The sequence below is a fragment of the uncultured Amnibacterium sp. genome (genome assembly GCF_964244015.1).
Lineage (GTDB): Bacteria > Actinomycetota > Actinomycetes > Actinomycetales > Microbacteriaceae > Amnibacterium.
This window is the reverse complement of the sequence record NZ_CAXTHO010000117.1, coordinates 1-9,293: the sequence shown is the minus strand read 5'-3', so window position 1 is coordinate 9,293 and position 9,293 is coordinate 1. Positions and strand designations below refer to the sequence as shown.

Below are 9,293 nucleotides of genomic sequence, written 5' to 3'. Positions count from 1 at the left end.
CTGGGCTGGCGTGGAGGGGATGACGGGAATCGAACCCGCGCCATCAGTTTGGAAAACTGAGGCTCTACCATTGAGCTACATCCCCGCGACGTCGGTCTGAAGCCGACGACGCAACTATCGTACCGGGACCCGGCGCGCGGCAGGTCAGTCGACGTCGAAGGTCAGGAGCCAGGTCTCGTCGGCCGCCCGGGCGGCGAGGGCGAGCGCCATCCGGATCTCCTCGGCTCGGGCGAACAGGGTCGCCGTCTCCTCGGTCAGCTCGTCCAGCGCGTCCGCGTCGAGTTCGACACCCATGCGCGCGACCGTCGCGGCGATCGCGGCTGAGACCTCCGCCTGCTCGGTGATCAGCGCGGTGAGACCGAACGCGACACCCGGAGCGGGGAACCAGGACTCCAGAGCGGCGGAGGCGGGGCGCATCACGGTCTCGGTGTGGCTGAGCAGCGTCATGAAGGGATCGTCGCCACTCGAGGAGACGGCCCGGTTGCCGCTCCGTGTCCGGACGGTGAACGTCGGCATGGCGCATCGGCTCAGAGCGCGCGGTGTGCGAACCGGCCCGCGATCAGGGTCATCGCGACCGCATCCGAGTCGAGCTCCTCGACCGGGCGATCGAGCGCGATGAGGTCCGCCGGGTCGCCGACCTGCGGCGTGGAGCGGCCGCGGGTCGACGCGTCGAGCGCGGCGGCGAGCGGGATGCGCTGCTCCGGGTGCCACGGCTGCTCCCCCGGCACCGACCGGTCGACGGCCGCCCGGAGCGTGCGCCACGGGTCGAGCGGCGCGACCGGCGCGTCGGAGCCGAACGCGAGCGCGGCACCCGCGTCGAGCAGCGACCGGAACGGGAACGCGCGGTCGGTGCGACCCGCCCAGTGCTCTGCAGCGACCTCGCGGTCGTCGAGGAGGTGCGCCGGCTGCACGCTCGCCGTCACGCCGAGCGCTGCGAACCGCGCGAGGTCCGTGTCGGCGACCAGCTGCGCGTGCTCGATCCGGCCACCGATCCCCACGCCGGCGAAGGCGTCGAGGGCGATCGTGACCGCGGCGTCGCCGATCGCGTGCACGGCGGGCACGAAGCCCGTCTGCCGGGCTCGCTCGAGCAGGGCGGCGAGCTCCGCCTCCGGCACGGTCAGCAGCCCGTTGCCGCCGTCGGGGTAGGGGTGTGCGCAGAACGCGGTCCTGGTGTTCAGCGCGCCGTCGATCAGCGCCTTCAGCGGCCCGACCGTGAGCAGGCCGTCCGCGCCGAGCACCGACCCTGCGCGGAGGCCGAGCCCGACCGCGCGCTCGAGGTCGGGCGGATAGACGCCCACCTCGATCCGCGGACCGCGCCAGCCGCCGGCGGTCCGCGTCTGCCACACGTCGGCGTTCCAGGTCATCTCCAGGTCGACGATCCCGACCACGCCCCGCCGCACGGCCCGCTTCATCAGCACATCGACCGCGGCGGCCGAGCGCGTCTCCGCGAGGCGGTTGACCTCGCGGCCGATCACGAAGGCGAGCTCCTCGCGCACGAAACCGTCCGGGCCGGGGTGGACGCCGAACCGGCGCGCGGCGACCGAGTTCACCCACGTCGCGTGCATGTCGTGACTGATCAGCACGAGCGCTCGCCCCCCGCCGACCGCATCGATCGCCTCCTGCGTGGGCGCATCCCGCCAGAGGCCGTCCTGGAAGCCGATACCGACGAGCGGCACCTCCGGATCCGGCCACTCCTCGACCAGTGCAGGCAGCGCAGCGGTCATCCGCGCGAGCGCGCCGGCCGCGGTGGCAGCGTCACGGAGCGGGATCCACCTCGAGGCCAGCGCCGCCTGCGTCACGTGGACGTGCTCGTCCCACAGGCCGCGGAGGACGACGCGCCCGTCGAGGTCGACGACCTCCGCGCCCGTCGCATCCAGGCGGGGCGCGATCGCCGTGATGCGGCCGTCGCGGACGCGCAGATCGACGATCGCGCCGCCGATCGCGCTGCGGCGGAGGAGCAGATCCGTCACGCGCGGCTCAGACCTCTGGTCGGTTCTGCCACCCGGGCGCCCAGTACAGGGTCCTGCCGCCCATCTCCTCCATCACCACCGTGCCGGAGCCGCGGAGGCTCTTCTGCCCGGTGCGCTTGTAGACGTAGTGGCGCTCGCCGCGGCTCCTGAGCGCACGGCGGTAGTCCTGCTCCGTCTTCAGGTCGGCGCGGGTCAGCATCTGGCCGGTCTCGACACCGATCGCGAGCAGATGCGCCCAGTCCTTCCAGAGCCGCCGGAGGGCCGCCTCGGGCACGGTCTTGCCGGGCGCGTGCGGGTTGAGGCGCGCGCGGAACAGCAGCTCGGCGCGGTAGATGTTGCCGATGCCGGCGACGACGGACTGGTCCATCAGCTGCAGGCCGATGGGGGTCGACGATTTCAGGACCCGCTGCACGAACCGGTTCTCGGCCGTGCGGCTCGCGTCGTGCATCGGATCGGGGCCGAGCTTCGCCAGCAGCTTCTCGACCTGCTGCGGGTCGAACACCTCGCAGGCGGTCGGCCCGCGCAGATCCGCCACCGCGGTCTCGGTCAGGAGACGGACGCGGACCGCGCCGACCGGTGGTGGCGGGAACCCGCCCTCGGGCGCCTCGGTCTCGCGGTCCGACTCGGCCATCCGCAGGGTCGTCCTGCGCGTCGGTCCGCCGACCCGGAGGTTCCGCTCCCCCGCAGCGTCCTGCGCGGCGGCGAGCTGCTCGGGCGTCGCTTCGGACAGCGCGCCCTCCCGGTAGCCGGCGAGCGCGCCGAGGGAGCCGCTGCGGCGCACCTCGTCCCCGACCCGGCCGTCCTCGACGGTGAAGGTGGGAGCAGCGCTGACCTCGCCCGCGAAGTCCCACGAGCCGTAGAGGCCGAGGTGCACGTGCAGCGTGCGGTCGCCCTCGAACTCGAGCAGCAGATGCTTGCCGACGGCGGTGGAGGCGATGATCGCGCGGCCGTCGAGGTCCTCCGCACCCGCGGCGAAGCGACCCTGCGGGCTCGACGCCGCGACCCGGTGCCCGACGAAGTCGCGTCGGAACTGCAGCGCGATCCGGTGGACGGAATGACCCTCGGGCATGCCTCAGGCCCTCGCCGTCAGCCGGTCGACCTGGTGCCCCGCGATCGTGCCGGTGGCCTCGTACTCGGCCAGCTGCGCGATCCGCCGGGCGTGCCGCTCCTCCTGCGAGAACGGCTCCGCGAGGAACAGGTCGATCAGCTGCGTCGCCTCCTGCAGCGTGTGCTGGCGGGCGCCGATCGCGCAGACGTTCGCATCGTTGTGCTGGCGCGCGAGCAGCGCGGTCGACTCGTTCCAGATCAGGGCGGCTCGGACGCCGCGCACCTCGTTCGCGGCGATCTGCTCGCCGTTGCCCGAGCCGCCGAAGACGACGCCGAGCGCCTCCAACCCCGCCGACTGGTCGTTGATCACGCCGACCGCGGCGTTGATGCAGAAGGAGGGGTAGTCGTCGACCGGGTCGTAGGAGGTGGGACCGTGGTCCACGACCTCGTGGCCCTGCGCCTCCAGATGCCCCTTCAGGTGCTTCGAGAAGTCGAGTCCGGCGTGGTCCGTGCCGAGATGCACCCGCATGCCGCTCACTCTAGATCGCGCTGCATTTCGCGCCGTTCAGGAGATTTCGGCACGATGCCATCCGCGGGCGTCGGCGACGAGGGGTGTCGCGAAACCGGCCTGATCGCGAAGAGAGCAGACCGGGCTGCGTAGGGTTGTTCGCCGAGTCCGCGAGGCGAGGAGCAGAGCGATGCCCGGAGAGAACCTGACCAGGGTCGAGGCTGAGGAGCGCGCCGCGATCGTGCAGCCGTCCGCCTACGAGATCGAGCTGGACCTGACCCGCGGGCCCGAGGTGTTCGGGTCGAGGACGACGGTCCGCTTCAGCGGGACGCCCGGTGCCGCCACCTTCATCGACGCGATCACGAGGACCGTGCGGTCGGTAACGCTGAACGGCACGTCGCTCGATCCGGCCGAGGTCAGCGACGGCGTGCGCATCCGGCTGCCCGACCTGCAGGCCGAGAACGTGCTGGTCGTCGACGCCGACGCGATCTACACGAACACCGGCGAGGGCCTGCACCGCTTCGTGGACCCGGTCGACGACGAGGTCTACCTGTACACGCAGTTCGAGGTGCCCGACTCCCGCCGCGTCTACGCGGTGTTCGAGCAGCCCGACCTGAAGGCGACGTTCCGCTTCACGGTCACCGCACCGGAGGCGTGGTCGGTCACGTCCAACCAGGCCGCACCCGAGCCGACACCCGCAGGCGCCGGCGCCGCGACCTGGGCCTTCGAGCCCACACCGGTGATCTCCTCCTACATCACCGCCCTCATCGCCGGCCCGTACAAGTCGGTCACGGACGAGCTGACGAGCGCCGACGGCCGCACGATCGCTCTCGGCGCGTTCGCCCGGGCGTCCCTGTTCGAGCACCTCGACGCGGACTACGTCTTCGCGAAGACGAAGCAGGGCTTCGAGTTCTACGAGCGGATCTTCGGCGTCCCGTACCCGTTCGACAAGTACGACCAGCTGTTCGTGCCGGAGTACAACGCCGGTGCGATGGAGAACGCCGGCGCCGTCACCTTCACCGAGACCTACGTGTTCCGCTCGAAGGTCACCGACGCGACCCGCGAGCGCCGCGTCGTCACGATCCTGCACGAGCTGGCCCACATGTGGTTCGGCGACCTGGTGACGATGCAGTGGTGGAACGACCTCTGGCTGAACGAGTCGTTCGCCGAGTTCATCTCCACGCTCGCGACCGCGGAGGCGACGGAGTGGACGGAGGCGTGGACCACCTTCACCATCCTCGAGAAGAACTGGGCGTACACGCAGGACCAGCTGCCGTCGACGCACCCGATCGTCGCCGAGATCCGGGACCTCGAGGACGTGCTGGTCAACTTCGACGGCATCACCTACGCGAAGGGCGCCTCGGTGCTGAAGCAGCTGGTCGCCTACGTCGGCCGCGAGCCGTTCCTGGCCGGCATCCACGAGTACTTCGTCAAGCACGCCCACGGCAACACCACCCTGGCCGACCTGCTGGTCGAGCTGGAGGCGACGAGCGGTCGCGATCTGACCGCCTGGAGCGGCGCCTGGCTCGAGACGGCGGGCGTGAACACCCTGACGCCGCAGATCGAGACGGACGAGGAGGGGTTCATCGCCGCCTTCACGATCGAGCAGACCGCACCGGCCGACCACCCGACGATCCGGCCGCACCGCCTCGCGATCGGCTTCTACGAGCTGGAGGGGGGCCGGCTCGTCCGGACGGAGCGTGTCGAGCTCGACGTCGACGGCGCCTCGAGCGACGTGCCGGAGCTGGTCGGGAAGCGCCGCCCCGCGCTCGTGCTCGTGAACGACGACGACCTCGCCTACGCGAAGATCCGGCTCGACGAGTCGAGCCTCGAGACCGCGATCGACCACCTCGCCGCGATCGAGTCGCCGCTCGCCAGGGCGCTGGTCTGGAGCGCCGTCTGGGACGCGACCCGGGACGCGGAGGCGCGCCCGCGCGACTTCGTGCGGCTCGCGCTGAACAACATCGGGAGCGAGACCGAGTCGACGACGATCCGCCAGGTCGTCGCGCAGGCGGTGCTGGTCGCCTCCAGCTACGTGGCCCCGGCAGCCCGCGAGGAGACGCTGACGGCGCTCGGCGACGGCCTGCAGCGGCTCGCGTCCGCTGCGGAGGCCGGATCGGATGCGCAGTTCCAGTTCGTGCGCGCGCTCGCCTCGATCGCCCGCACGCCCGGGCAGCTGCAGATGGTCCGCGGCCTTCTGTCGGGCGCGGCGCCGCTGCCCGGCCTGGACGTCGACACCGACCTCCGCTGGGAGCTGCTCATCGCGCTCGTCGCGGGCGGCGAGGCCGGGGAGGCGGAGATCGTCGCGACGCTCGCCGCCGACGACACGGCCACCGGGCGGGAGTCCGCCGCGCACGCGCGGGCCGTGATCCCGACGGCGGAGGGGAAGGCCGCCGCGTGGTCGTCGGTCGTCGATTCCGGGGCGCTGCCGAACGCGACCGTGCGGGCGACGACCCTCGGATTCCGGCGAGCGATCGACCCGAGCCTGCTCGAGCCCTACGTCGCGCGGTACTTCGCGACCGTCGAGCAGCTGTGGGCCGACCGCAGCTACGCCATCGCGGAGACGCTCGCGCGCGGCCTCTACCCGTCGCCGCTCGCCTCCCGCGAGCTGGTCTACGCTTCGGAGGCGTGGCTCGACGCCCATCCGGACGCGACCCCGGCCCTCCGTCGTGTCGTGGTCGAGAACACCGCCGCCGTGCAGCGGGCGCTCGCGGCGCAGGAGCGGGACGCCGGTGAATGACCTCGTCGCCGCCGGCGCCCGAGCAGGTGTCCGGACCGCGTGGGACTTCCTCTGGGGCACCGACCTGAACGGTCCCCTCGGGAAGACCGTGCAGATCCTGATCGTCGTCCTGATCGCCCTGCTGATCCGCCTCATCGCGAACCGGGTGATCCAGATCACCGTCAACCGCATCGTGACCGGCGCGAAGCGACGGCGGAACGTGCAGGACACCCAGGCGCTGCTCACCTCCCCGGTCAGCGCTGCACGCATCGTGCAACGCACCAGGACCCTCGGCACGGTGCTGAACAACGTGGTCTCGGTGGTCGTGGTCCTGATCGCGCTGATCACGATCGTGACGATCATCAACGCCCAGATCACGGGAGCGTTCTCCCTGATCACAGCGGCTCTCGGCGCCGGTCTCGGGTTCGGTGCGCAGAACCTCGTGAAGGACGTGCTGACCGGGCTGTTCATGGTCGCGGACGACCAGCTCGGCGTCGGCGACATCGTCGACACGGACCTGGCGACCGGGATCGTGGAGGCGGTCGGCATCCGGGTGACGCAGATCCGGGATGTGAACGGCGTGCTCTGGTACGTCAGGAACGGGGAGCTGACCCGCGTCGGCAACCGGTCGCAGGGCTGGTCGCGCGCGATCGTCGACGTCACCGTGCCGAACGGGGCGGACGTCGACGCGCTGCAGCCGCGCCTCCTCGATGCCGCGAAGGCGGCTGTCGCGACGCCGGAGTGGCAGGGCAGCGTCACCGAGAGCCCCGAGCTCTGGGGGCTCGAATCGGTCACCGCGGACGGCGTCGTGCTGCGGATCGTCGCCAGGACGACCGCCAACCAGCGCGACGACGTCGCCTGGGCGATCCGCACCCACCTCCGGGAGGCGCTGGAGGACGCCGGGATCGAGCAGATCCGGCTGAGCAGCGATCGTCTCGACGAGTTCGAGTACGCGGGAGCCCTGCGGGGGGTCCGGCCGCCGCGCACCGGGTCGATCCCCGTACCGCGTCGGCGGGCGACACGACGGGCCACCCCGTCCACCGACGACGCACCTGCGAACCCGCCTGCTCCCAGGAGACCGCGGACGACACGGGCAGCACCACCCGACGACGGTTCCGATGCCGGCTGACGGACCGGGCAGCTTCTACGACGCCGTCGGCGGGCGGCCGACGTTCGAGCGGCTCGTTCGGCGCTTCTACGTCGGCGTCGCGAACGACCCACCGTTGCACGCGCTGTACCCGGAGGAGGACCTCGAGCCGGCGATCGAGCGGCTGACCGGGTTCCTCGAGCAGTACTGGGGCGGCCCGACGACGTACAGCGAGCGGCGTGGGCACCCGCGGCTGCGGATGCGGCACATGCCGTTCAAGGTGAACCCGGACCAGCGCGACCGGTGGCTGCACCACATGCGCGACGCGGTCGACGAGCTCCACCTGCCTCCGCTGTACGAGTCGGAGCTGTGGGGCTACCTCGAGCGCGCCGCCCACGCGATGGTCAACACGTTCGAGGAGTGACCCGGCAGGTCGGGTGGCCGCGTCAGTGCAGGAGCATGAGGCGGAGGACGACGATGGCGATCGCCATCGCGCCGACGCAGGCGATCACGATGACGAGCAGCGCGACCAGGCCGTAGATGCGGGCAACGGTCCGGACCACGCCGAGCGCCAGCAGCGAGGCGACGAGCGGCGGCCACGGCGACCGCTCGGCGACCTCGGGCTGCGCGTCCATGCCGCCACGGTAATGAGACCGAACCACCAGGTCAGTCCCCTCTTCGGGCCTGCGGAGTACCCACTTCGGGCCGCTCGGCCCGCCTTCGCTGACCGAGGTGCGAGCCCAGCTAGCCGTCCCCGCTGATCCAGGCGCGAGCCCAGCAAACCGCCCCCGCTGATCCAGGCGCGAACGCAGCAAACCGCCCCCGCTGATCCAGGCGCGAACGCAGCAAACCGCCCCCGCTGATCCAGGCGCGAGCCCAGCGAACCGTTCCCGCTGATCGAGGCGCGAGCCCAGCGAACCGTTCCCGCTGATCGAGGCGCGAGCGCAGCGAGCCGTTCCCGCTGATCGAGGCGCGAGCGCAGCGAGCCGTTCCCGCTGATCGAGGTGCGAGCGCAGCGAGCCTCGAGATCACCGCCCGGCAGCGGGAATCAGGACTGCTGGAGGGACCAGCCGCGGCGCTTGACCAGTACGTGCCCGCGAGCGGCGGAGAGCCGCGTCCACGGGCCGGTCTCGTACACGGGGATCTCCTCCTCCACCTCGCCGAGGAAGCCGAGGCTGTGCGCCGCGAACGCTGCGCCGGCGGGCACGTGGTCGAGGTCGGGCATCGCTCTCCCCCACACCTCGGCACGCACGCGGCGCACGACGGCCTCGCCTGCGTCGGCGGGGAGCAGCTCGGCGACCTCGACGATGCCGGCCTTCGCGATCTCGGCGAGCGAGCCGGCGACCGTCGAGTCGACCGGCTGCCACCCTGCCCGCGGCGGCGCGACCCCGGCCCAGGTGACCGTCGCGACCTCGGCGGGTATCCCGATCAGGACCGTGTCGTCCTCCGGGTCCGGGATCGCGGCGTCGAGCCGCGCGACGAGCGAGGCGATCGGCACGACCACGTCGAGCACCTGGTCGACCCGGATCCGCACCGTGCGCAGCCCGAGCACCGTCGGCGTCTCGTCGAGCAGGCCACCGGGGTGCAGCACGGCCGTGTAGACGGCGAGCACCCCACCTCCGGCGATCATGCGCGCCGAGGCACGGTCGATGCGGTCCGCACGGCTGAGATAGGTGCGCAGATCCGCGAGCGCCGCGGCGTCGGGCAGCGTGAGGAAGCGATCCATCGGGCTCATTACACTAGTGAACGCGAACGCGAGGAGGCGATCCTGGAACCGCTATCCGCGATGCTCGCCGCACTGAACGTGGTCGACACGGGTGCGCGAACGAGCGAGGACATCTTCACCGGGCCGTCCCAGTGGAGTCCGCAGGGCCGCGTGTTCGGCGGCCAGGTACTCGCGCAGTCGGTGGTGGCGGCGTCGAGGACGGTCGAGGCCGATCGACCGATCCACTCGATGCACGG

10 protein-coding genes and 1 tRNA gene are annotated in these 9,293 nt (G+C 71.8%); 4 read left to right on the top strand and 7 right to left on the bottom strand.

Going from position 1 to position 9,293, the window contains the following annotated elements; genetic code table 11:
• Positions 1-11: 11 nt before the first annotated feature.
• The 5 genes from ACFE67_RS12270 to ACFE67_RS12250 all read right to left on the bottom strand — a co-directional run bounded on the left by ACFE67_RS12270 (position 12) and on the right by ACFE67_RS12250 (position 3,546).
• Positions 12-85, bottom strand: a tRNA-Gly gene (locus ACFE67_RS12270).
• 59 nt (positions 86-144) lie between these two features.
• Positions 145-447: a hypothetical protein gene (locus tag ACFE67_RS12265; protein WP_375407160.1), complete on the bottom strand. Its 303-nt coding sequence runs from the start codon at positions 445-447 to the stop codon at positions 145-147.
• 80 nt (positions 448-527) lie between these two features.
• The gene (locus ACFE67_RS12260) at positions 528-1,970 is read right to left on the bottom strand and encodes an amidohydrolase (protein ID WP_375407159.1); all 1,443 of its coding nucleotides are present in this window, start codon (positions 1,968-1,970) and stop codon (positions 528-530) included.
• Positions 1,971-1,977: 7 nt separating this feature from the next.
• Positions 1,978-3,039: an Fpg/Nei family DNA glycosylase gene (locus tag ACFE67_RS12255; RefSeq protein WP_375407158.1), complete on the bottom strand. Its 1,062-nt coding sequence runs from the start codon at positions 3,037-3,039 to the stop codon at positions 1,978-1,980.
• 3 nt (positions 3,040-3,042) lie between these two features.
• The gene (locus ACFE67_RS12250) at positions 3,043-3,546 is read right to left on the bottom strand and encodes a ribose-5-phosphate isomerase (protein ID WP_375407157.1); all 504 of its coding nucleotides are present in this window, start codon (positions 3,544-3,546) and stop codon (positions 3,043-3,045) included.
• Positions 3,547-3,715: 169 nt separating this feature from the next.
• Between ACFE67_RS12250 and pepN the strand changes: the two genes are divergently transcribed.
• Genes pepN through ACFE67_RS12235 form a run of 3 tightly spaced genes read left to right on the top strand, consistent with a single transcriptional unit; the run spans position 3,716 to position 7,755 of the window.
• A complete protein-coding gene (pepN, locus tag ACFE67_RS12245; RefSeq protein WP_375407156.1) occupies positions 3,716-6,265 on the top strand; it encodes an aminopeptidase N in 2,550 nt (849 codons plus the stop codon).
• Positions 6,258-7,373, top strand: coding sequence for a mechanosensitive ion channel family protein (locus ACFE67_RS12240; RefSeq protein ID WP_375407155.1), 1,116 nt, complete (start codon positions 6,258-6,260; stop codon positions 7,371-7,373). Before pepN ends, ACFE67_RS12240 begins: the two co-directional genes overlap by 8 nt.
• On the top strand, positions 7,363-7,755 hold the full coding sequence (locus tag ACFE67_RS12235) for a globin (protein ID WP_375407154.1): 393 nt from the start codon (positions 7,363-7,365) through the stop codon (positions 7,753-7,755). Before ACFE67_RS12240 ends, ACFE67_RS12235 begins: the two co-directional genes overlap by 11 nt.
• Before the next feature lie 22 nt (positions 7,756-7,777).
• Here ACFE67_RS12235 and ACFE67_RS12230 read toward each other — a convergent pair whose 3' ends face one another.
• Both ACFE67_RS12230 and ACFE67_RS12225 read right to left on the bottom strand, forming a co-directional pair.
• Positions 7,778-7,966, bottom strand: coding sequence for a hypothetical protein (locus tag ACFE67_RS12230; protein WP_375407153.1), 189 nt, complete (start codon positions 7,964-7,966; stop codon positions 7,778-7,780).
• Between the two features lie 413 nt (positions 7,967-8,379).
• Entirely contained in the window at positions 8,380-9,066 is a 687-nt protein-coding gene (locus ACFE67_RS12225; protein WP_375407152.1) for a hypothetical protein, read from the bottom strand.
• A 51-nt stretch (positions 9,067-9,117) separates the two neighbouring features.
• On the opposite strand from ACFE67_RS12225, the gene ACFE67_RS12220 reads away from it, so the two are divergent.
• Positions 9,118-9,293: acyl-CoA thioesterase domain-containing protein (locus ACFE67_RS12220; RefSeq protein ID WP_375407161.1), on the top strand; the 176-nt coding region annotated here is incomplete at its 3' end.